Here is a 23,953-nt window from a genome sequence, read left to right on the forward strand (position 1 = left end):
TCTCTCTCAGGCGTTGCCGAAGTCGTTGTCGATCAGGGCGAACAGCTCGTCCGCTGTCGCCGTCTCCACGGCCGTGGGGGTGTCTCCCACCGGACCGGGCGGTGCCGCCTCGCCACCCGGTGCACCGGCGCGCCGGCCCCAGCCGCGCAGCAGTTCGTCCAGTCGTTCGCCGACCCCGTCGGTGCCGGCCGTTCCGGGCGGGACGGCCGCGAGGAGCGCGGCCAGCCGGTCCAGCTCGGCCAGCAGCGGCGAGGGCGGTGCGGGCGCGGCGGACAGCTCCGCGTCCAGGTGGGCGGCGAGCGCCTCGGGCGTCGGGTGGTCGAAGACGACCGTCGGCGGGACGGCCAGCCCGGTGGCCTCGCACAGCGCGTTCCGGAACCGCACCGCGAGCATCGAGTCGAAGCCGACCTCGGAGAAGGCGCGTTCCGCGCGCACCGGACCGGTTCCGGGATGGCCGAGGACCGCGGCCGCGTGCCGGACGACCAGGTCGAGCACCGCTTGACGGCGGGCCTGCCGGTCCAGCGGGGCCAGCCGGGCGGCCAGCCGTGCGGCGGGGGTACCGTCCTCCTCGCCCGCGGTCCGCGGGGTGTCCTCGGCCGGCGCCGCGGTGGTGGCCGGGGTGGCCGTCCGGCCCGGCGCGGCCAGCCAGTACCGGTCGCGCTGGAAGGGGTACGTCGGCAGCAGGACGGGTGCCGGGCCGCCCGGCCCGGGGGCCCCCGTCCAGGGCGACCAGTCCACCGGGCCGCCGCCGGCCGCCCACGCCTCGGTCAGTGAGGCCAGCAGCCGGTCCCGACCGCCGTCGCCGCGCCGCAGCGTGCCGACCGCCGACACCTCCCGCCCGGCCTCCGCGGCCACCGCCTCGATCCCGGCGAGCAGCACCGGATGCGGGCTGACCTCGACGAGCAGGGTGTGGCCCGCGTCGAGCAGGGCGCGGGTCGCTGCGACGAAGTCGACCGGCTCGCGCAGGTTGCGGTACCAGTAGTCGGCGTCGAGCGATTCTCCGGCGACGGGTTCGCCGGTCACCGTCGAGTAGAGCGGGACGACCGAGGCGCGGGGGCGTATCCCGGTGAGTGCCTCGCGCAGTTCGTCCTCGATCTCGGCGACCTGGGCCGAGTGGGCCGCGTAGTCCACCGGGATCGCCCGGGCCCGGACGCCTTCCCGGTCGCAGGCCGCGAGCAGGGCGGCCAGTTCCTCGGGCTCCCCGGCCACGACCACCGCGTCGGGGCCGTTCACCGCGGCCACGCAGAGGCGTCCGCCGACGGGCATCAGGCTCGTGGTCCGCTCGGCGGAGGCCGCGACCGACACCATGCCGCCGCGTCCGGCCAGCCTCAGCAGCGCCCGGCTGCGCAGCGCCACCACGAGGGCCGCGTCGTCGAGCGACAGCGCTCCGGCGACGTGGGCGGCGGCGATCTCGCCCTGGCTGTGCCCGACGACCGCGTCCGGGGTGACCCCGGTGGCGCGCCAGTGCGCGGCCAGCGCGACCATCACGGCGAACAGCACCGGCTGAACGACGTCCACGCGGTCGAGGGTCGGTGCGCCGGGCGCGCCGCGCAGCACCTCGGTCAGGGACCAGTCGGTGTGCGGGGCGAGCGCCCGTTCGCAGTCGGCGACGGCGGTGGCGAACGGCGCGGAGGCGTCGAGCGCCGCCGCGGCCATGCCGGCCCACTGCGAGCCCTGGCCGGGGAAGACGAAGGCCGTACGACCGCCGCGCGCCCGGTCCTGCACGGTGTCGGGCGCGGGTTCGCCCGCCGCGAGGGCGTCCAGCCGGCCGAGCAGCGCGGCGCGGTCGCGGCCGGTGGCGGCCGCCCGGAAGGGCAGGGCGGGGCGGGTCGTGGCGAGCGCCCGGGCGGCCGCGGCGGCGCCCGCGGCGGGGTCGGCCCGCAGGTGCTCGCCCAGCCGGCGGGCCTGGCGGCGCAGGGCCGCGGGGGTCATGGCGGAGAGCAGCCACGGAACCGCCGTCCCGGTGTCCTCGGACGGTTCGCCGTCCGTGCCCCCGGGCAGCGGGCCGGCCTCGGCGGCGGGTGCCTCCTCCAGAACGGCGTGGGCGTTGGTGCCGCTCATGCCGAACGCGGAGACGCCGGCCCGGCGCGGCCGGTCCCCCTCCGGGGCGTCCCAGGGGCGGGCGTTCGCGAGCAGCCGGACCGCTCCGGCCGACCAGTCCACCCGGCTGGACGCCTCCTGCGCGTGCAGGGTGCCGGGGAGCACGCCGTTCCGCAGGGCGAGCACCGTCTTGATGACCCCGGCGACCCCGGCGGCGGCCTGGGTGTGCCCGATGTTGGACTTCAGCGAGCCCAGCCACAGCGGGCGGTCGGCGGGCCGGTCCTGGCCGTAGGTGGCCAGCAGGGCCTGCGCCTCGATGGGGTCGCCGAGCACGGTGCCGGTGCCGTGCGCCTCGACCAGGTCGACCTCGGCGCCGGACAGTCCGGCGGCGGCCAGCGCACTCCTGATCACCCGCTGCTGCGCGGGGCCGCTCGGGGCGGTGAGGCCGTTGCTGGCACCGTCCTGGTTGACCGCGGTGCCCCGGACGAGGGCCAGCACCGGGTGCCCGAGACGGCGCGCGTCGGAGAGGCGTTCCACCAGCAGGACGCCCACCCCTTCGCCCCAGCCCGTGCCGTTCGCCCCTTCGGCGAAGGAGCGGCAGCGGCCGTCGGGCGACAGGCCCTGCTGGCGGCTGAACTCGACGAAGGCGTCCGGGCTCGCCATCACCGCGGCGCCGCCGACCAGGGCGAACGAGCAGTCGCCGGCGCGCAGGGCCTGGCCGGCCAGGTGCAGCGCCACCAGCGAGGACGAGCAGGCCGTCTCCACCGTCACGGCGGGGCCGCCGAGCCCGAGGGTGTAGGCGACGCGGCCGGAGGCGACGCTGGTGACCGTGCCGCTGAGGAGGTGCCCCTCGACCTCGTCGGACGGGTTCTGCGGGCCGGTGCCGTAGCCCTGGGCGGCGACGCCGACGTAGACGCCGCCCTCGCTGCCGCGGACCGACGCGGGGTCGATCCCGGCCCGCTCCAGCGCCTCCCAGCTGGTCTCCAGGAGCAGTCGCTGCTGCGGGTCCATGGCCAGTGCTTCCCGCGGGGAGATGCCGAAGAACTCCGCGTCGAACTCGGCCGCGCCGTCCAGGAAGCCGCCGCCGGTGGTGTAGAAGGTGCCCGGGTGCAGGGGGTCCGGGTCGTAGAGGGTGTCCAGCGGCCAGCCGCGGTCGGCGGGCAGCGCGGCGACCGCGTCCACTCCGTCGGCCACCAGCTGCCACAGCTCCTCGGGCGAGCGGACGCCGCCCGGGAACCGGCAGGCCATCGAGACGATCGCCAGGGGTTCGTCGGCCGGCGCGGGCCCGGCCGCGCCGTCGGCGGCTGCGAAGTCCGTCGCGGCCGTGCCGGTCGCGCCGTCGGCGGCCGGTTCGGTGCCGGTCAGCCCGGCGAAGACGTGGGCGGCGAGGGCGGCCGCCGTCGGGTGGTCGAAAACGGTGGTGAACGCGAGCGGCAGAGCGGTGGCCGTGACCAGCCGGTTCCGGAGTTCGACGGCGGTGAGCGAGTCGAAGCCCAGCTCGCGGAACGGGCGCTCGGCCGTGAGGCCGGCGGCCGACTCGTGGCCCAGCACGGCGGCCGCTTCGCTCCGCACCAGTTCCGTCAGCAGTTTGCGGCCCTCGGACTCGGACAGCCGGTGCAGCCGGTGCAGCCACGACCGGCCGGCGCCCGTACCGGGTCCGGTCCCGGCGGAGGCGTCCCCCGCCGCGGGGCCGCCGTCCGCCGCACGGGGATCCGGGGCGGCGGACAGGGCGCGCAGCAGCGCACTGTCCCTGACCGAGCCGAAGATCGGCGCGAAGCGGCTCCAGTCCAGCTCGGCGACGACCGGTTCGCCCTCGTCCAGGGTCAGCGCCAGGCCGAGCGCGGAGAGCGCCGCTGCCGGGGCCATCGGCACCAGCCCGTGCCGGCGCAGGCCGTCACCGACCGCGCCCTCGGCCATGCCCGCGCCGGCCCAGGGGCCCCAGGCCACCGAGGTCGCCGCCAGGCCCCGGCCGCGCCTCGCCGCGGCGAGGCCGTCCAGGTAGGCGTTGGCTGCCGCGTAGGCGCCCTGGCCGCCGCTGCCCCAGGTGCCCGAGATCGAGGAGAACAGCACGAAGGCGTCCAGCGGGCGGTCTGCGAACAGGGCGTCGAGGTGGGCCGCGCCGCGCGTCTTGGCCGCCGTCCGCCGGGCCAGTTCTTCCGGCGTGCAGTCCATCAGCGCGGTGTCCGAGGTGAGTCCGGCGGCGTGCACCACGGCCCGTACGGTGTCGCCCTCGTCGCGCAGCCGCCCCAGGACCCGTTCCAGGGCGGTGCGGTCGGCGACGTCGCAGGCCAGCAGGGTGCTCCGGGCGCCGAGCGCCGCCAGGGCGTCGACCAGCGCGTCGGCCCCGGGGGCGTCGGGGCCCCGCCGGCCGAGCAGGACGAGGTGTTCCGCACCGCGCTCCGCGAGCCAGCGCGCCACCTGGGCGCCGAGGCCTCCGGTGCCGCCGGTGACGAGGACCGTGCCGCGCGGCGTCCACGCTACGGGGGCGGGTGTCGCGGGCTCCGGCGCGGGCACGAGCCGACGGCCCAACGGTCCGGGCGCGCGTACGGCCACCTGGTCCTCGCCGTCCCGTCCGGCCAGCACCGCGCACAGCCCGTCCAGCGCGGGCCCGTCCAGCAGGTCCGGCAGGTCGACCAGGCCGCCCCAGCGCAACGGGTGCTCCAGTGCCGCCACCCGGCCCAGGCCCCACACCTGGGCCTGCTCGGGGCGGACCTCCTCCGTGCCGTCGGCCGCCACCGCGCCGCGGGAGGCGCACCACAGGGGTGCGTCGACGCCGCTGTCGCCCAGGGCCTGGAGCAGCAGCAGGGTCCCGCTCAGGCAGGCGTCGAGCATCGGCAGGCCCGGGAGGGGGCCCCGGGCCAGGGCCAGCAGCGACAGGACGCCCTCCGGGGAGTCGAACTCCTGCAGCAGCGAGGCCAGTTCGGCGCGTTCGGCGGCAGCCCCGACCCGGATCACCGCCACGTCGGCGCCGTGTCCGGCGAGCGCCTGTTCGCAGGCGAGCGCGGTGTCCTCGGCACCGGGTCCGTCCGGGGTGACGAGCAGCCAGCGGCCGGAGAGGCGGGGCTCCGCGGGCGCGGTGAGCGGCTCCCAGGCGATGCGGTAGCGGCGGGGGCTGGCGGGGACCTCGGTCTCCCGGCGGGACGGCCCGGCGCCGGGCACCGGGTCCGGCGCGGCCACCGGCCAGAATCGCCTGCGCTGGAAGGCGTAGGTGGGCAGGTCGACCCGCCGCACGTCGGTGCCGCTCCAGCCCGCCGACCAGTCCACCGCCACGCCGCGCAGGTGCAGCGAGGCGAGCGCGGTGCGGACCGCGTCCGGCTCGTCGCGGCCGTCGCGCAGCAGCGGCACCGTCCCGGGGCCGCCGGTGGTGGGGGTGGCGTCGGGGAGGCAGGCGTGGAGCATGCCGGACAGCACGCCGCCCGGTCCGAGTTCGAGGTACGTCGTCGCGCCCTCGGCCCGCAGCCGGCGGGCGCCTTCCAGGAAGCGCACGGTGCCCCGGACGTGGCGCACCCAGTGCTCGGGCGAACGGAGTTCCGCGGCCGTGGCCGTGCGCCCGGTCAGGTTGGAGACGATCTCGACGGCGGGCGCGTGGTAGGTCAGCGACTCGGCCACGTCCCGGAACGCGTCGAGCATCCCGTCCGTCCGGGCGGAGTGGAACGCGTGGCTCACACTCAGCCGGCGGGTGCGCCGGCCGCGGGAGCGGAACACCCCGGCCAGGCGCAGCACCGCGTCCGCGTCACCGGACAGGACCACGGAGGCGGGCCCGTTGACGGCGGCGATGTCCACCGCGTCCCGGCCCGGGCCGCGGTCCGTGTCCGTCTCCGGCAGGGGGTGCCCGGTACGGTCGTCCAGCAGGGCCTGCCGCACTTCCTCCTCGGTGGCCTCCACCGCCACCATCGCCCCGCCCTCGGGCAGTTCGTCCATCAGCCGGCCCCGGGCCGCTACCAGCGCGCAGGCGTCGGGCAGGTCCAGCACGCCCGCCGCGTGGGCGGCGGCGAGTTCGCCGACGGAGTGCCCCATCAGCAGGTCGGGCCGCACACCCCAGTGGCGCACGAGCCGGAACAGCGCCGTTTCCAGGGCGAACAACGCGGGCTGGGTGTACCGGGTGCGGTCGAGCAGCGCCGCACCGGGGGTTCCGGGCCCGGCGAACAGAATCTCGCGCAGGGGCCGGTCGAGGTGCGGGTGCAGGCCGGTCAGTACCTCGTCGAGGGCGTCGGCGAACACCGGGTCCTCGCGGTAGAGCTCCACGCCGGCTCCGGCCCGCTGGCTGCCCTGTCCCGGGAAGAGGAAGGCGGTCCGGCCGGGGCGTGCGGCGCCTCCGGTGAGCAGGTGGCCCGCCGCCGTGCCGCGCGCGAGTGCGGTGAGCGAGCGTCGAACGGATGCCCGGTCCCGTCCCAGGACGGCGGCCCGGTGTTCGAGCGGGGCCCGTCCGGTGGCGAGCGAGTAGGCGACGTCCGCCAGTTCGGCGTCCGGGTCGGCATCGAGCCGGCTCACCAGCCGGCCGGCCTGTGCCCGCAGGGCCTCCGGTGTGCCGGCCGACAGCAGCAGCGGCACGGGCGGGGCGGCCCGGCGCGTGGTGGCCGTCGTGGTGGGCGGCTCGGCGGTGTCCGTCTCGGCGGTGGGCGTCTCAGCGGTGTCCGTCTCAGCGGTGGGCGGGGCGGGTACGGCAGCGGTGCCGGTCCGCTCCGGGGCGGGCACGACCGCGACGGCCGGTGCCTGCTCGATGATCGCGTGCGCGTTGGTGCCGCTGATGCCGAACGACGACACGCCCGCCCGGCGCGGGTTCCCGGTCTCCGGCCACGGGGTGTGCGCGGTGAGCAGGCGGACGGCACCGTCGGACCAGTCGACGTGCGGGTTCGGCGTCCCGGCGTGCAGGGTCCCCGGCAGTTCGCCGTGGCGGACGGCCAGCACCATCTTGATCACGCCGGCCACCCCGGCCGCCGCCTGGGTGTGCCCGATGTTCGACTTCACGGAGCCGAGCCAGAGCGGCCGGTCCGCCGGGCGCGCAGGTCCGTGGACGGCCTGGAGCGCCTGCGCCTCGATGGGGTCGCCGAGCTTCGTGCCCGTGCCGTGGGCCTCGATCGCGTCGATCTGGTCGGCGCGCAGCCCGGCGTCGGCCAGCGCGGCGCGGACGACCTGCTGCTGGGACGGGCCGTTGGGGGCGGTGAGCCCGTTGCTGGCGCCGTCCTGGTTGACGGCGGTGCCGGTGATCAGCGCGAGAACGGGGTGACCGTGGCGCAGGGCGTCGCTGTGGCGCTCCAGCAGCAGCACTCCGGCGCCCTCGCCCCAGCCCGTGCCGTCCGCGTCCGCCGAGAACGCCTTGCAGCGGCCGTCGGCGGCGAGTCCGCGCTGACGGCTGAACTCCACGAAGAGCTGCGGGGTGCTCATCACCGTCACCCCGCCCGCGAGGGCCTGCTCGCAGTCGCCGCGCCTCAGTGCCTGCACGGCCAGGTGGAGCGCCACCAGCGACGAGGAGCACGCGGTGTCGACGGTGAGCGAGGGTCCCTGGAGGCCGAGCACGTAGGACAGCCGCCCGGACAGCACGCTGGCCGTGTTCCCGGTCAGCAGATGGCCCTCGGACACGCCCTCGGCGCCCCGCAGCAGCGCGGAGTAGTCCTGTCCGTTGGTACCGATGTAGACGCCGACCTGTCGGTCCTTCAGCGCGGTCGGGTCCTGCCCGGCGCGCTCGACCGCCTCCCAGGCGGTCTCCAGGAGCAGCCGTTGCTGGGGGTCCATGGCCAGGGCCTCGCGCGGCGAGATGCCGAAGAACTCCGCGTCGAACTCGGCGGCGTCGTGCAGGAAGCCGCCCTGCCTGCTGTACGTGGTGCCGGCGTGGTCGGGGTCGGGGTCGTACAGCCCCTCGGTGTCCCAGCCCCGGTCGGACGGCCAGTCGCCGACGGCGTCGGTGCCCTTCGAGAGCAGGTGCCAGAAGTCCTCGGGCCCCGCGACCCCGCCGGGGAAGCGGCAGCCCATGCCGACGATCGCGATCGGCTCGTTGCCGCCGGGTGCCGCTGCCCGGCCCGCCCCGGCGTCGACGGAGCCGGCGGGCCCGGCGGTGCCGCTCGCGGCGTCCGGCAGGTCCAGGTCCGCGAGCAGCCGGTCGGCGAGCGCCGACGGTGTGGGATGGTCGAAAAGGACGGTGGCGGGCAGGGCCAGTCCGGTGACGACGGCGAGCCGGTTGCGCAGCTCCACCGCCGTCAGCGAGTCGAAGCCGAGCGCGGAGAACGCCCTTCCGGGTTGGACCGTGTCGACGTCGGGGTGGCGCAGGACCGTCGCCGCGTGGGTGCGTACCAGCTCGGTGAGGGCCCTCACCCGGTCCTCGTGGCGCGGCAGTACGGCGGTCCGCTGCCGCAGGGCGTCGGCGGGGTCGCCGCCTTCCCGGGCCGCCGACGGTGCGGTGGCATCCGGGACGGGCCTCTCGGTCGCCGGGTCCGGGATCCCGTGCAGGAGGGCGGCGGTCCACCGGCCCCTGCCCGTGGTGAAGCGCCTCCAGTCGACATCGGCGACCACGACCAGCTCGTCGTCCTCCGCGAGCGCCCGGCCGATCGCGGTGACGGCCGTTCCGGGCTCCATCACCGGCATGCCGAGGTCCCGCAGCCGTGCGGCGACCTCGTCCGCCAGCATGCCCGGCCCGGCCCAGGCGCCCCAGGCCACGGACGTGCCGGGCAGCCCGGCGGCCCGGCGGGCGGCGACGAGCGCGTCGACGGCCGCGTTGGCGGCGGCGTAGTTGCCCTGCCCGGCGTTGCCCACGACGCCCATCACGGACGAGAACACCACGAAGGCCGACAGGTCGAGACCCGCGGTGGCCTCGTGCAGGTTCCGGGCGGCGGTCAGCTTGGCGCGCAGCACCCCGGCGAGCCGCGCCGGGTCCAGCGCGTCGAGCACACCGTCGTCGAGGACGCCTGCCGCGTGGACGACGGCGGACAGCGGGCACCGCGCCGGGATGTCGGCGATCAGCGCCGCCAGTGCGGCCGGGTCCGCGACGTCGCAGGCGGCAAAGGTCACTTCGGCGCCCAGCGCCGTCAGTTCCGTCCGCAGCGCGTCGGTGCCGGGTGCGTCGGCACCGCGTCGGCTGACCAGCAGCAGCCGCTCCGCGCCCTGGCCCGCGAGCCAGCGCGCCGTGTGCGAGCCGACGCCACCGGTGCCACCGGTGACGAGGACCGTGCCCTGCCACCGCGGTCGCTTCCGCTCGGCCGCGCCGCCCTGACGGGCTTTCGCCGGCGCGGGCGACGCGGGCCGGAGGCGACGTCCGTGGACCCCGGTGGAGCGCACCGCCACCTGTTCCTCGTCGGCCGCGGCGCCCGCGAGCACCGCGCACAGGCGGCGGGCGGCCCGTAGGTCCAGCACCTCGGGCAGGTCGACCAGACCGCCGCGGCGATGCGGGTGCTCCAGTGCCAGCGTCCGGCCCAGGGCGGCGGACGCGGCCTGACCGACGGGTCCCGGCCGCTCCGCGCCGCCCAGGACCGCCGTTCCCTGCGTCAGCGTCCAGAGCCGGGCGGAAACGCCCGCGTCCTCCAGCGCCTGGGCCAGCGCGAGGGTCAGCGCCGGACCGCCGGGCAGGTCGGGGTGGTCGGGATGGGGGCGCTCCTCCCAGGACAGCAGGGACAGCACACCGGCGATCGGGTGCTCCCCGGCGGTCTTCGTCAGCAGGGCGGCCAGGTGTTCGCGGGTCGCGCCCGGATCGGCGACGACGCACGGGAGAAGATCGGCTCCGGCCTCGGCGAGGGTGTCCAGGACGGCTGCCGCGTCGTCACCCTCGGGACGCAGGGCGAGCCAGCGACCGGGGAGGCCGTCCGCCGGCGCGACCGACAGGGGCGCCCAGGCGACGTGGTAGCGCCAGGAGTCCGCCCTCCGTTCACGGTTCCTGACGGAGCGCCAGGTCGCCAGCGCGGGCAGGACTTCGTCCAGGGCGGCCCGGCCGACCCCGAGGGTTTCGGCGAGCCGGGCGGGGTCCTCGAGTTCCAGGTCGTCCCAGCGGTCCTCGGCGGGGGCGGCCGGGACGGCGGCGGGGGCCGTCAGCCAGTAGCGGGTGCGCTGGAAGGAGTACGTCGGCAGGTCCACCCGGCGGGCCCCCGGGAACGCACCCGACAAGTCCACCCCCAACCCGCACTCCCACGCACGGCCCACCGCACGCAGCACCTGCTCGCGACCGCCCTCACCACGACGCAACGTCCCCAGCACCGCCGCGTCCACCCCCGCGGCCTCCACCGACTCCCCCACCGCGACCGACAGCACCGCATGCGGGCTGGACTCGACGAAGAACCGGAAACCCTCGCCCAACAACGCCGCCGTGGCCTGCCCGAACTCGACGGTCTCCCGCAGATTGCGGTACCAGTACTCCGCGTCAAGGGACTTCGTGTCCAGCCAACCACCCGTCACCGTCGAGAAGAACGGCACCGCACCAGACACCGGCGTGATCCCGTCCAGATCGGACAGCAGCTCCTCGCGGATCTCCTCCACGTGCGAGGAGTGCGACGCGTAATCGACCTCGATCACGCGCGCCCGGACCCCCTCCCCCACCAACTCCTCCACCAGTGCCGTGACCGCGTCCGCGTCACCGGAAACCACCGTCGACGACGGACCGTTCACCGCCGCCACCGACAACCGGCCCGCCCACGCGGAGAGCCGCCCCCGCACCGCCGCGACCGGCAACGGCAACGAGGCCATGCCGCCACGACCCGCCAGAACCTTGATCGCACGGGAACGCAGCGCCACCACCCGCGCCCCGTCCTCCAGACCCAGACCACCCGCCACCACCGCCGCGGCGATCTCACCCTGCGAATGGCCCACCACCGCGTCCGGCACCACACCGAACGAACGCCACACCTCCGCCAACGACACCATCACCGCCCACAGCACCGGCTGCACCACATCCACCCGGGCGAGCAACCGCTCCGAGCCCAGCGCCTCCACCAACGACCAATCCACGTAAGGCGCCAGAGCACGCCCGCACTCCGCCATCCGCTCGGCGAACACCCCCGATTCGGCCAGCAACTCCGCGGCCATCCCCACCCACTGCGAACCCTGACCCGGGAACACCAGCACCGAACGACCCGAAACCAACCCGCCGCCGGACACCGGCCCCGGGGCCAAACGCCCGTCCGCGAGCGCCTTCACGCCGTCGAGCAACTCGCTCCGGTCCGCGCCCACCAGCACGGCACGGTGCTCGAAGGACGCACGCCCCACCGCCAGCGAGAAACCCACGTCCGCCGTGTCGAGTCCGGGCTCCGTCACCACCCGCGCCGCCAGCGTCCCGGCCTGCGCCCGCAGGGCCTCCGCACTGCGCGCCGACACCGGCCACACCACCGGCCCAGGACGCCGGACATTCTCCACCGCTCCGGCCGAAGCCTCGGCCGGCGCGGACTCCAGGATCACGTGAGCGTTGGTCCCGCTGATACCGAAGGAGGACACCCCCGCCCGACGCGGACGGCCCGTGTCGTCCCAGGCACGGGCCTCGGAGAGGATCTCCACGGCTCCCGCCGACCAGTCCACCTCGGGCGTGGGGCCGTCCACGTGCAGCGTCTTCGGCATCACCCCGTGCTGCATCGCCAGCACCGACTTGATGACACCGCCCACCCCCGCCGCGGCCTGGGCATGGCCGATGTTGGACTTGAGCGAGCCGATCCGCACCGGACGGTCCGCGGGCCGGTCCTGCCCGTACGTCGCCAGCAGCGCCTGCGCCTCGATCGGGTCGCCCAACCGCGTCCCCGTACCGTGCGCCTCCACCACGTCCACCTCGGACGCCGACAGTCCCGCGTCCGCCAGCGCCGCCCGGATCACCCGCTGCTGCGACGGACCGCTCGGCGCCGTCAGACCGTTGCTCGCACCGTCCTGGTTCACGGCCGAACCCCGGACGACGGCCAGCACCGGATGCCCGTTGCGCCGGGCGTCCGACAACCGCTCCACCAGCAGCATCCCCACGCCCTCGGCCAGGCCGAAACCGTCGGCGGCCGCCGCGAAGGACTTGCAGCGGCCGTCCGGCGCCAGACCGCCCTGCCGGCTGAACTCCACGAACATGCCGACCGTGGACATCACGGTCGCGCCGCCCGCCAGCGCCAGCGAGCACTCGCCCGACCGCACCGCCCGGACCGCGAGGTGCAGGGCCACCAGCGAGGACGAGCACGCCGTGTCGACGGTGACCGCCGCTCCCTCCAGTCCGAGGGTGTAGGCCAGTCGGCCCGACGTGACGCTTCCGGTGTTGCCGGTCAGCAGGTGGCCGCCCTCGTCGGCGCCCTGTTCGAGAGTGGGCCCGTAGTCCATGGTCATCGCCCCGACATAGACGCCCGTCGGGGTCCGCCGCAGAGTGGCCGGGTCGATCCCGGCCCGCTCCAGCACTTCCCAGGTCGTCTCCAGCAGCAGCCGCTGCTGCGGGTCCATGGCCAGGGCCTCGCGCGGCGAGATGCCGAAGAACTCCGCGTCGAAGTCCGCCGCGCCGGCCAGCGAACCCGCCTCGCGCTGGTAGTACCGGCCGGGAGTTCCCGGTGCGGGGTCGTAGCGACCGGCGGTGTCCCAACCGCGGTCGTCCGGCAGCGCGGAGACGGCGTCGGCACCTGACGAGACCAGCTCCCAGAGCTCGTCGGGACTGGTGACCCCGCCGGGGTAGCGGCAGCCCATACCGACGATCACCACGGGGTCGTCGTCCTCGGACCGCCGCACCGGCACGTCCGCGGCCGTCGTCCTGTCGGCCCGGTCGCCGCCGATCGCGGCACAGAGGTACTCGGCCAGGGCCATCGGGGTCGGGCAGTCGAAGGCGATCGTCGCCGGGATGCGCAGCGCCGTCGCCGCACCCAACCGGTTGCGCAGCTCCACCGCGGTGACGGAGTCGAATCCCAGGTCGAGGAAGGCCAGTTCGGCGGGGACCGGATCGGACCGGCCGGTCAGCGCGGCGATCTCCTCGCCCACCAGCCGCACCAGCGCGGCACGCCGCTCCGGTACGTCCAGTCCGGCCAGCTCCGCGCGGAACGCGGCGCCGGCGTCCCGGTCACCGCCCGCGGCGCCCGCGCCGCCCGGCCCGTTCGCGTCCTGCGGGGTGAGCGCCGCCAGGGCGGCCGTCGGCAGTTCCCGCACCCGGGCGTCATCCCCGGAGAACAGCGCGCCCCGTTCCGGGGTGACCCCGTGCACGTACAGCTCACCGAGCGAGGTCAGGAACCGGCCCGGACCGTCCTGATCGCGGCGCAGCGTCCCGAGGACGGCGGCCTGCGCGCCGTGTTCCTCCGCGCAGTCCGCGAGGGCGGAGGTCAGCACGGTGTGCGGGCTGACCTCCAGCAGGACCCCGTGCCCGTCCCGCAGCAGGGCCTCGGCCGCCTGATGGAACCTGACCGTGCTGCGCAGGTTGCGGCACCAGTAGTCGGCGTCCAGGACCGGGACGTCCAGTCGCCCCCCGGTCAGTCCGGAGTAGTAGGGCAGATCCGGTGTGCGGGGCCGGACCGGTGCGAGGTCGGCGCGCATCCGGGGGACGATCGCGTCGATGTGGGGGGAATGGGCGGCCAGGCCCACCGCGATCCGCCGTGCGTGCACCGCGTCCGAGGCCAGGTCGGCGAGGAGTTCGGCCGCGGCGTCGCGGTCGCCGGAGACGATCACGGACCGCGGGCCGTTGTGCGCGGCGACGACGAGGCGGCCGTCCCAGCGGCGCAAGCGCGGCTCGACCTCGTCGGCCGGGGCCATGACGGAGACCATGTCCCCCTTCCCGGCCAGGGTCGCCTGGGCCTGGCTCCACAGCGCCACCACCCGCGCGCAGTCGTCCAGGGACAGCGCGCCGCAGACCGCGGCGGCGGTGACCTCGCCGACGCTGTGCCCGAGCACGGCGGCCGGTTCCACACCGTGGGAGCGCCACAGCGCGGCGAGCGACACCGTCACGGCGAACAGCAGGGGCTGCACCACGTCGGCCCGGTCCGCGGCGGGTGCGCCCGCCGCGTCCGGGTCGCGGAGCACGTCGATCGGCGACCAGTCGACGAACGGTTCCAGGGCCTGCGCGCACGCGTCCATCCGGTCGCGGAACACCGTGGAGGTGTCCAACAGGTCCACCGCCATCCGGGGCCACTGCGCGCCCTGCCCGGGGAACACGAAGGCGATCCGCCCGCCCGGCCCCGCGGCGCCCTCCAGCAGGCCGGGCATGCTCCTGCCGTCGGCGAGCGCGTCCAGCCGCCGCAGGAATCCGTCCCGACCGTCCGCCACCACCGCCGCCCGTCGGCTCCCCCGGGAAGCGGTGCGCGCGAGGGTGAGCGCGATGTCCTGCGGGCTCCAGTCGTCACGATCGGCCAGGTACGCGTGCAGGCCGCGCGCGCCGGCTGCCAGCGACTCCTTGCCGCTGCCGGCCAGTGTCCAGAGCAGCGGTGCTTCCGTGCCGTCGGGGTGCGTCATCGTGACTTCGGACTCCTTCACCGCGATCAGGATCATCAGTCGCCGGACCGCGGCGGGGTGCCCGCTCCCACGGGTCGCGCGCCGACCGGGACGCCATCGTCGTGCCCGGCCTGTACCGCCACCGGACCGCGACGTCGATCTTGCCCAAGGCGCATAGCGTCCCGATAGCGCAGGCCGCGACACGGCGCGGGCACGGGGAGCGGACGGGTCGCGGCAGACCGGACGGGTCGCGGCGGACCGGACGGGTCGCGGCGGACCGGGTGGGTCGCGGCGGAGCAGTGGGTTACGGCGGAGAGGGAGAGCCGCACGCACCCCGTGGGCCGGGTCGGCCGTCCGTTCCGGCGGACCTATGCTGAGCCGATGACCGACAACGGCGCACCCACGGAAGGCACGGGCGCTGAACAGCTCGGCGCCGACCCGCAACTGCCCTCGACCGTAAGCATCGCCGGGGTTGTACTGAGCAGGACGGAGAGCCCTCCGTCACTGGCCTGCTGGAGCGGTTTCTTCCCGGGGCCGACGGGCGCGGCCGAGATCGGGACGAGTCTGGTGATCGAGCCGGCCGCCCCGCCGGACGAGGCCACCCTCCGTTTCGCCCACGACATCGTGACCCAGTTCGATGTCTTCGTCGACCGCGCTTCGGAGTACTGCCGCACCCGACTCCGGGAAGCGCGCTTCGGACTCACCACCGAGGAACTGAGCTGGCTCGACCGTCCGGAGTTGCCACTGGCAGGTCCTGAAGCAACCGTGTGGGCCGACCGGACGTGGGCGATCCGTTTCACGGAGAGCAGGCTCCGGCTGGCGGACCCCTACGGAATCCTCGTGACGTTCGACGGAAGGCGGCCCGTCGAGGTCGAGGGCCTCGACGACGGGCAATGAACCGCCCGCCGCGCCATCGGGCTTGGGTTCACGGGTGGCGGTCGGGTCGGCGGTCCCGGCGGTGCGCCCACCGCCACAGCACGCCCCGCGCGTGGCGGGCCGTCGGCGGTGCGCCGGCGGACCCGGCAGGGGCAGCCGTCGTCGCCCCTGCGACGCGGGAACCGGTCGCAGGGGCGGAACCGCGAGGGACTACGGCCGCCAGACCACGGGCAGGTGGGAGGCGTACATGTTGCTTCCGTGAATCAGTCGGACCCCGGCGACGAGACCGGCGTCGTTGACGAACAGGGCGGCCGCGTACGGCTCGCCCGCGCCGACCGGCAGCACGGTGGCCGTCCCGTCGGGGCTCCAGCGCATCGCCTGCCGGTACTCGCGGGCGGGAATACCGCTCCAGGTGTATCCGACGACGACGGCGGAGGCGTTGATGCCGCTGGGCACAGTGCCCGATACACCGGCGGGCGCCCCGAGCGTCCTGCGCGCACCACCGGGGCGCCAGAGGGCCGCGTCCTGCCGGGCGGTGTCCGGGTCGGCGGGCGGCACGGTGCCCGCGATGTGGCCCGAGGCGTTGAGCACCGTGGCAGTGGTGCCCGCGCCCAGGTCCCGGCGGCTGTGGTCAGCGGCCCAGACCAGGGCGTGCCCGGCACCGGAGTCGGGATCCGCCGTCCCGCCACCGATCACGGTTCCCGCGTCGTTGATGCCGGTGGCGGACGTGTAGCGGTAGGCCGGTGGTGCACCGAGGGCGGTGACGGCCCCGCCGGGGCTCCAGACCACCGCGTGCCGGGGGTCGAGGGAACCGGCCCCCGCAGAGTAACCGACCACCGTGCCGGAGCTGTTGATCGCGGTGGCGACGGTGCGGACGTCTCCGGCGAGCGCGGCGAGCGCGACCACCGTGCCGTCCGGGCGCCACGCCACGGCGTGCTCCTGTCCCGCGTCGTTCCAGGAGTAACCGACGGCGGTTCCCCCGCTGTTGACGGCGGTGGGCCGGCTGTACACGTCGCCGGGCAGCGCCGCCAGGGCGGCGGCGGTGGCGGCTCCGGGGGCCCAGCGAACGGCGTGTCCGCCGCCCGGCAGGCCGGACTGCCAGGAGAACCCGACCACGGTGCCCGCGTCGTTGAGCGCGACGGTCCTGCTGTACTGGTCGCCGGGGAGCGGGTCGAGAACGGCGACGGTGTGGTCGTCGTCCCAACGCACCGCGCGGGGGCCGTCACCGGGGCTGCCGGAGGACACGCTCCCGATGACGACGCCGAGCCCGTTGACCCCGGTGGGGTCGCCGAAGGGCGTGCCGGGCGGGGTGGGCAGCGCGACGGCCACGGAAGGTGCCGTGCCGCGGCCGACGGCGGCCGCGCTGGGTACGGCCGGCGCCGCGAGAGCGACGGCGGCCGCGGCGGTGGCCACCGCGACGGCGGCCCGTAACGCGCCGGTGGTGCGGAGGATCGCTCGGGTGGCTGCGGGTGTGCTCATGACGTTCGCTTCCTGTCTCGTCGACTGTGCGGATCGGCTGGACGGTGACCGGACGGGTCGGCCAAGGCCGGCCCTCGTGAACTGCGCACGGTGCGGGAGCTGTTGACGCGACGTACGGCGACACCGGTCGGCCCTGGCCGGGGCCCGGTGCGGTCCCAGTCTCCGCCACCGCGGGCCGCACCCGCAGGCCGATCGGCAAGCTACTGACAGGACGCAGACACGGAGCCGGCGAGGTACCGGGCCGGGTCACCGACATGGATGACGCCGGACGTCCTCCCCCGGTGGGAGATCGTGGACGGCGGTCGACTCGCGCACGGCACAAGCCCGTTCTCCGGGGGAACCGGGACTGCCCTCACCGCCCGCCGGCTCTGCCCTCGGGTACCTGGCGCCCGCGGGCCCGCCCGGCGTATCCATGACAAGGGCCTGCGCGAGACGTACGCAGGGCATGGACATCACCTACGGCCCCGATCCGCCGACGGAGGAAGCGCCAGTGCACAACCACGCGAAGGCCGGGCCGAACGCCACCGAGGACGCCCGGACGACGGTCCGCAGGCCGGCCGGCGCACCACCCGCACAGGCCTCCGGGCTCCTCGGGCTGCAGGCGACGGTGGGGAACTCGGTGGTCGTCCAGCGCCTGAAGCAGCAGCACCGCCACGGTGCGGGGTGCGGCCACGAGGCGGAAGAGGCGCCGGTCCAGCGCTCGGCCGTCCACGACGTGCTGCGGGCCGGCGGCCGGCCGCTGGACGGCGGTACGCGCGCGGACATGGAGAGGCGGCTGGGCGCCGACTTCTCCGACGTCCGCATCCACGACGGCAGCGCGGCGAAGGCGTCGGCGGCCGAGGTGGGCGCCCGGGCGTACACCAGTGGGAACCACGTGGTGATCGGGGACGGCGGCGCCGACAAGCACACGCTCGCCCACGAACTCACCCACGTGATCCAGCAGCGCCGGGGCCCCGTCGCGGGTACGGACAACGGAGCGGGCCTGCGGGTCTCCGACCCCTCCGACCGCTTCGAGCGGGAGGCGGAGAGCAACGCGCGCCGCGCCATGAGCGGGGCGGCGCCGAGGACCGAACAGCACGCGCACGAGGCGGGCCGGGCCGGCCGGGGGGCCGCCCAGGAGGCGGTCCAGCGCTGGGCCGCACAGGCCGGCCCGGGTCAGCAGCAGATGACGGTCTCGGCGAACGGCGTCTTCGCCGTCCCGAACGCCGACGCCACGTCGATCTGGATCCGCGTCAGCGCGCCCGCGGGGTCCTACTCCCCGGCCCTGCGCCCGACGAGCACGGCGCAGCAGGCCCTCTTCGGCGGCACGGAGCTGTACCAGGAGCACGAGCTGGCGCGCAACATCCTGGACGACTGCCTCCACACGGCGGAGGAGATCATGCACAACGCCGTCGGAGAGCTGGCCGACGGCGCGAACAGCAACGTCCGTACGAGCGCGGGGCTCAAGGCCTTCGGCATGTCGGACGAGCAGAACCGCGACCGCGCAGGCGACTTCCAGGGGGCGACGGACCGCAACGCCAGCCCGGTGGTGGGACAGTCCTACCTGATGCTCGCCATGAACCCCGGCGAGGAGATCATGTCGCAGTACCACGCCGCAGCGGTGGTGGGGATGGACGGCCAGGACACGGTGACGATGGAGGCCTTCGCCGGAAGCGGCCAGACGGCCGCGAACCCGATGACTTACACGATCGGTACGGTGGCCTCCTTCCACGACTACTGGACGGGCGCGTACTACACCCCGTACTACCCGGAAGTCACCATGAAGACCGTGGTCCTCGTCAAGCGCGGCAAGGGCCGCCGGGTGGCAGCGGGCTCGGAACAGCCGGTCAACCCCAACGTCGCCTAGATTCGCCGGTGGTGCCGCGCGGCCGAACCCGGCGCACGGACGGACGGGCGGGTCCCGCACCACCGGGTGGTGGTGCGGGACCCGCCCGGGCCGACGGAGTCAGAGGGCAGTGCCGCTGCCGCCGTAGTAGCCCTCCAGCCGTTCGTGGTACTCGCGGTCGCCGGTGTGCCGGTCCTTGTCGAACTCGGGGGAGTTCTTGATCTCGTCCTTGGTGCGGTCCACCCACACGGTCTTCTCCGTGACGTCGATCCGGGTGATCGTGCCGGCCGGCAGCAGGACCTCACGGCCGAAGATCCACGGCCCGGTGTCGACCACGACGTGCGCGGTGTCGACGTCCTCGGTGTGCTTGTCCACCTTCCCGATGTGCCCGTCCGTGGCCTCCACCCGGAAACCGGTCAGGTCCGTGCCCGCCGCGTAGCCCTGGGCACCCTCGTAGCCCCACAGTCCGCTGCTCACCACTGCCTCCTCGCGTATCGACTGCATTCCTCCGACGCAGCCCGACTGCCCCGCCACGGGGAAAGTACGCAGACGCGAACCATGCAACGTCTCGCGGCCGGCTCTGTCCGAACGACGCGGACACCCAGCGCCCCGGGCGGCCTCTTCCGGCGCCGTACGCCGTCGCGATGGACAACGGGTCCGCACCTCCGGCGCTACCGAGGAACGTCCCCCAGGACACGAGGAGCGAACGACCCCGGCCCGTGACACCCACCGGGCACCGGACTCCCAAGGGCTCCGCACCCGCAGGAACGGAACACCCGGACGCCCCGGACCGGGAAAGAACCCGACGCCGGCCGAGACTCTCGGCAAGGCCGGTGAGCGTATCGGCGCCGAGGGCGAGGGAGTGCCCCGATCCGGTGCGGCGGCGGCCGGTCGGTGCCGGTCCGGAGCCGGTGGGTCGGCTCCGGACCGACCGTCAGCGGGCGATGGAGATCGCGAAGGGGGTGAATCCGGTGGAGCGGATGATGTGCGGGACGAACAGGATCGCGGCCTCGGTGGCGCGGGCGGTGGTGATCCCGCCGAGGTCGGTGATCCACTCGGGGTGCCAGCCGAGGTCGGTGAGCAGGTCGTGGACGGTCTTCTTGGCCTGAGGGTCCTCGCCGGACAGGAAGACGGTCGGCGCCTGGGTGAGGGTGGCCGGTGCGGTCATCACCGGGAAGAGCATGGTGTTGAGGGTCTTGACGACGTGGGTCTCCGGGAGGGCCTCCTGCAGCTGTTCGGCGAGGCTGGAGCCGGGGTGGAGCAGGTCGGCGGGCAGTCCGTCCGGTCCGTCGGTGGTGGCGTTGGAGACGTCGACGAGGATCCTGCCGCGCAGTTCCTCGCGCAGGGCGGCGAGCCGCTCCAGCGAGCCGGCGCCGGGGGTGGCGTTGATGACGATCTCGGCGGTCCGGGCCGCCGCGGCGGCCTCGCCCGGTGCGCGGTCCGCGACCGTGACCTGGTGGCCGGCCCGGGTAAGGGCTGCGGCCAGGTTGCCGCCGACGCGGCCGTTCCCGAGAACTGCGATCGTGGTCATGATGTGGTCCTTCCGTACGTGCAGTCGGTGGTGAGGTTCAGCGCGAGAGGGTGGTGACGGCCTGGGCGTGGATGCCGGGGGCGGCGGCCAGGAAGCTCTCGCTCCGCGGGGTCCAGGGGCGGCCGTCGGTGTCGGAGACGTGTCCGCCGGCCTCGGTGACGAGCAGGGCGCCGGGGAGCAGGTCGGCACGGGCCCCGGCGAACTGCCAGAAGACGTCGGTGCGGCCGGCGGCGACGTTGGCCAGGTGCAGGGTCGCGGGCACCGAGGTGCGCACGACGAGTGCGTCGAGGAGCATCGCGGTGACGGAGGAGCCGATGCGCCGCACGACGCTCTCGTCCTCGTCGGGGCGGGCCTGGCTGGTGGCCACGATGCCAAGGCCCAGGTCGGTGGTCGGGGCGACGCGCAACGGCCGGCCGTCGAGGTGGGCGCCCGCGCCGGCGAGCGCGGTGTAGGTCTCGCCGGTCAGCGGCAGGTGGACCACGGTCAGGACCGGGCTGTTCTCCCGGACCAGGGTGGCGGTCACCGCCCACTCGGGCAGGGCGTGCAGGTGGTTGACGTTGCCCTCGGCCGGATCCACCACCCACCACTCACCCGGCGGCAGCGCCCCGCCGTCGAGCTCGTCCTCCACCCACCGGGCCTGCGGGCGCAGCCCGGTGAGGGCGGGGCGCAGGATCTCCAGCGCCGCGTCGTCGTTGACGGCCAGCGCGCGCATCAGCTCCTCGCGGCTCTCGTAACAGACCACCTCGCCGAAGAGCGCGCGAAGCGCGGCGCCGGCCTCGCGCACGGCGAGCGCGGTACGGGTCAGCAGGTCCGCATCGGAGGCGGTAACGGAAACGGGGGCGGTAACGGAAACGGGGCCGGGAACCGAAGCGGGGCCGGGAACCGAGGCGGGCGCGGGACCGGCGGAGGCGGCGGCGTTCCGAAGCGTTTCTTGCATGGTGAACTCCCTTGCAGACAGCGGGTGATGAGGAGGTTCGGACCGAACCGCGCGCCCTGTGCGGCGCTCCGGTAACGAAGGTAGGCGCCCCCATGACTGACTTCAAATGCATGTCAGGAACGCCTGGAATTACCGGCATGCAATCGGACTCGAATCCGCCGGGCCGTGCACGACGCACCGCCGCAGGGGACGGGTGGGGCCGGCAGCACTCCGTCCGGCCCCCTGCGGCTCTCCGGCCGAGCCCGTCAGTAGGATCACCGGACCGACACCCGCGCCGCCCGGTCGGCGGCCGCCGCGAACCGTCAGGAACGGTTCCGGGCAACCGGGTCGCACGTCCCGGAAACGGATGGAGTCATGACTGAAGCCGCGGACGCCCGCACGTCGGTCGCGGTCCTCGCCTCGCTCCCGACGGAGGAGTTCGTCGCCGGGATCGAGGCGGCCGCCGTGCGGTTCGACGCGGCCACCTACCCGCAGCGGGAACTGCCCGCGCGGGACTGGGCCGCGCTGACGGGGGCGGGCGTGCTGCTGCCGGTGCTGCCGGTCGAGTACGGCGGCCGGGGCAGCCACGTCGAGATGTGCCGGGTGGTCGAGGTCCTGGCGGAGCGGAACCTGGCCGTCGCCGTTCACACGGCGATCGTCACCGGGCTGGCACTGCGACCCGTCGTGCGGTGGGCCGGTGAGGAGACCAAGCGCGAGGTGCTGCCCCTGTTCGCCGCTCCGGTCGCGCCGACGGCCGGGTTCGCCTCCACCGAACCCGGCTGCGGCTCCGCCATGTCGGGCCTGACCACCACCTTCGAGGAGGTCGAGGGCGGCTACCGCATCCGCGGCCGCAAGCACTGGCAGGCGCTGAGCGCCACCGCGTCGTGGTGGGTGGTCGTCGCCAAACGGGACCGCGACGGCGGCCGCGAGTACGGGTGGTTCGTCGTCGAGCGCGGCGACGGGTTCCGCACCTCGGAGCGGTACGAGGCGCTGGGCCTGAAGGTGATCGACTACGGGGTCAACGACATCGACGCGATCGTTCCCGCACACCGGCGCATCGACGTCGGGGCCGGCGACCTGAGCTCGATGGTGGACATCTACCTGTCGGGGCGGGCCCTGATCAGCGCGCTGGCGTGCGGCTTCCTGCGCCGTCTCGCCCGCGAGGCACGCGCCTACGCCGACGCGCGTCGCGTCGGGCGCTCGCCCCTGTCGGCGATCGGGTTCGTCCGCCACCGGCTCGAAGCCGTCGACGCCGCCCACACCGTCTGCGCGGCGCTCGACCACTACGTCCGGACCCGGCTGGACCTCACGGCCGACCTCACCCCCGCGTTCCCCTGCATCCAGGCCGTCAAGATCGTGGCCACCGAGCTGATGGTGAGTTCCGCCAACCACTACCAGCAACTCGCGGGCGGCGAGGGCTACCGCAACGGCTCGCCGACCAACATCGCCGCCCAGGCGTTCCTGGACTCCCGGGTCTTCACCGTGTTCGACGGCACCAACGACCTCCTCGGCCAGCAACTCGCCCAGCACTGCCTGGACCGTTCGCCCGGCCGTTCCCTCAGCGCCTTCCTCGCCGACTGGGAACCGACCGCGCCGGCCGTCCCGGCGCACGGCCTCGACCTGCGGTTCCTCGACCGCGAACTCGCCCAGGAGCACCTGGTCCTGGCCGGCCGGGCGATCGCCTACACCTTCGCCGCCGCCCGCGTCCTGCAGTGGGCCCGCGAGAGCGGCGCCGACGCCGACCGGGCCCGCCGCGCGGCCGCGTTCCTCCGGGCCGACATCGACCGCGTCCGCGTCGAGTTCGACCTCCTGGACGACCTCGCGCCCGGCTCCTGACCAGCACCGGCGCGGGAGGGGCGAAACCCGCCGGGCCGACCTGACCCGCCCCCGGCGCACCCCTCGAGGACCGGGTCAGGACCTCCCAGGGCCCCGGGCGTCGCGACACGCGGCGCCCGGAGCCTCGCGTCGGCCCCCGGTCAGGACGCGGCGGCCGCGAGCTGCTGCTCCAGGACAGCCAGCGTCCGGTAGCAGTTCAGCACCTGGGCGACCGAGGCGTTCGGCTCGCGGCCCTCGCGGATCGCGGCGACGAACTCGCGGTCCTGCAGCTCAATGCCGTCCATCGAGACGTCGACCCCGCTCACGTCGATCGGCACGTCCTGGCCGGTGAACAGGTCGTCGTACCGTGCCAGGTAGGTGCCGGTGTCGCCGATGTAGCGGAAGAAGGTGCCCAGCGGACCGTCGTTGTTGAAGGACAGCGACAGCGTGCAGATGGCTCCGTTCTCCGCCCGCAGCTGGACGGACATGTCCATCGCGATGCCCAGTTCGGGGTGGACCGGCCCCTGGATCGCGTTGGCCTGCACGATCGGCGAGCCGGTCTGGTGGGCGAACAGGTCGACGGTGTGCGCGGCGTGGTGCCACAGCAGGTGGTCCGTCCAGGAACGCGCCTGGCCCAGGGCGTTGAGGTTCTCGCGGCGCAGGAAGTAGGTCTGCACGTCCATCTGCTGGATCCGGTAGTCGCCGGAGCGGATCCGCCGGTGCACCCACTGGTGGCTGGGGTTGAAGCGCCGGGTGTGGCCCACCATGGCGACCAGCCCGGTCCGGCGCTGCGCCGCGTCGCAGGCCTCCGCGTCGCCCAGCGAGTCGGCGAGCGGGATCTCGACCTGGACGTGCTTGCCCGCTTCCAGGCATGCGAGGGTCTGCCCGGCGTGCAGATGGGTGGGCGTCGCGAGGACCACCGCGTCGATGTCGTCCGCCGCGAGCACCTCCTCCAACGTCGCGACGGCGCGGCCCACGGCCTGCTCCTCGGCGAACCTGCGCGCCTTCTCCGGGGTGCTGCTGACCACGGCGGCCACCTCCACTCCCTCGATCCGGCGCAGCGCGGCCGCGTGCTTGGCGCCGAACGCGCCGCCCCCGACCAGGGCGATCCGCACGGTCTGCTCGTCGGTCATGT

General features: G+C 75.1%; 9 protein-coding genes. 3 read left to right on the forward strand and 6 right to left on the reverse strand.

Going from position 1 to position 23,953, the window contains the following annotated elements:
* Nucleotides 1-6 precede the first annotated feature (6 nt).
* Nucleotides 7-14,397, reverse strand: coding sequence for a type I polyketide synthase (locus BLU95_RS01460; protein WP_093864557.1), 14,391 nt, complete (start codon nucleotides 14,395-14,397; stop codon nucleotides 7-9).
* A 360-nt stretch (nucleotides 14,398-14,757) separates the two neighbouring features.
* Here BLU95_RS01460 and BLU95_RS01465 point away from each other — a divergent pair, with 360 nt between their 5' ends.
* On the forward strand, nucleotides 14,758-15,273 hold the full coding sequence (locus BLU95_RS01465) for a hypothetical protein (RefSeq protein WP_093858295.1): 516 nt from the start codon (nucleotides 14,758-14,760) through the stop codon (nucleotides 15,271-15,273).
* A gap of 189 nt (nucleotides 15,274-15,462) precedes the next feature.
* Here the strand turns inward: BLU95_RS01465 and BLU95_RS01470 are convergent, their stop codons facing one another.
* A complete protein-coding gene (locus BLU95_RS01470; RefSeq protein ID WP_093858296.1) occupies nucleotides 15,463-16,731 on the reverse strand; it encodes a hypothetical protein in 1,269 nt (422 codons plus the stop codon).
* 490 nt (nucleotides 16,732-17,221) lie between these two features.
* Between BLU95_RS01470 and BLU95_RS01475 the strand changes: the two genes are divergently transcribed.
* On the forward strand, nucleotides 17,222-18,577 hold the full coding sequence (locus BLU95_RS01475) for an eCIS core domain-containing protein (protein ID WP_353653533.1): 1,356 nt from the start codon (nucleotides 17,222-17,224) through the stop codon (nucleotides 18,575-18,577).
* Nucleotides 18,578-18,676: 99 nt separating this feature from the next.
* On the opposite strand, the gene BLU95_RS01480 is transcribed toward BLU95_RS01475, so the two are convergent.
* The 3 genes from BLU95_RS01480 to BLU95_RS01490 form a co-directional block, all read right to left on the reverse strand.
* Nucleotides 18,677-19,033: a PRC domain containing protein gene (locus BLU95_RS01480; protein ID WP_093858298.1), complete on the reverse strand. Its 357-nt coding sequence runs from the start codon at nucleotides 19,031-19,033 to the stop codon at nucleotides 18,677-18,679.
* Between the two features lie 457 nt (nucleotides 19,034-19,490).
* Entirely contained in the window at nucleotides 19,491-20,087 is a 597-nt protein-coding gene (locus BLU95_RS01485; protein ID WP_093858299.1) for an NADPH-dependent F420 reductase, read from the reverse strand.
* Between the two features lie 37 nt (nucleotides 20,088-20,124).
* The gene (locus tag BLU95_RS01490; RefSeq protein ID WP_093858300.1) at nucleotides 20,125-21,024 is read right to left on the reverse strand and encodes an inositol monophosphatase family protein; all 900 of its coding nucleotides are present in this window, start codon (nucleotides 21,022-21,024) and stop codon (nucleotides 20,125-20,127) included.
* Between the two features lie 354 nt (nucleotides 21,025-21,378).
* On the opposite strand from BLU95_RS01490, the gene BLU95_RS01495 reads away from it, so the two are divergent.
* Entirely contained in the window at nucleotides 21,379-22,839 is a 1,461-nt protein-coding gene (locus BLU95_RS01495) for an acyl-CoA dehydrogenase family protein (RefSeq protein ID WP_093858301.1), read from the forward strand.
* A 140-nt stretch (nucleotides 22,840-22,979) separates the two neighbouring features.
* Here BLU95_RS01495 and BLU95_RS01500 read toward each other — a convergent pair whose 3' ends face one another.
* Complete coding sequence (locus BLU95_RS01500) at nucleotides 22,980-23,951, reverse strand: Gfo/Idh/MocA family oxidoreductase (RefSeq protein ID WP_093858302.1); 972 nt, start codon at nucleotides 23,949-23,951, stop codon at nucleotides 22,980-22,982.
* Nucleotides 23,952-23,953 lie beyond the last annotated feature (2 nt).

It is taken from the genome of Streptomyces sp. TLI_053, from assembly GCF_900105395.1.
Taxonomy (GTDB): Bacteria; Actinomycetota; Actinomycetes; order Streptomycetales; family Streptomycetaceae; genus Kitasatospora.

Coding starts and splice junctions, on each gene's coding strand:
- BLU95_RS01470 (WP_093858296.1), bottom strand. CDS start 16,731: ATGAGCACACCCGCAGCCACCCGAGCGATCCTCCGCACCACCGGCGCG.
- BLU95_RS01495 (WP_093858301.1), top strand. CDS start 21,379: ATGACTGAAGCCGCGGACGCCCGCACGTCGGTCGCGGTCCTCGCCTCG.
- BLU95_RS01485 (WP_093858299.1), bottom strand. CDS start 20,087: ATGACCACGATCGCAGTTCTCGGGAACGGCCGCGTCGGCGGCAACCTG.
- BLU95_RS01465 (WP_093858295.1), top strand. CDS start 14,758: ATGACCGACAACGGCGCACCCACGGAAGGCACGGGCGCTGAACAGCTC.
- BLU95_RS01490 (WP_093858300.1), bottom strand. CDS start 21,024: ATGCAAGAAACGCTTCGGAACGCCGCCGCCTCCGCCGGTCCCGCGCCC.
- BLU95_RS01460 (WP_093864557.1), bottom strand. CDS start 14,397: ATGACGCACCCCGACGGCACGGAAGCACCGCTGCTCTGGACACTGGCC.
- BLU95_RS01500 (WP_093858302.1), bottom strand. CDS start 23,951: ATGACCGACGAGCAGACCGTGCGGATCGCCCTGGTCGGGGGCGGCGCG.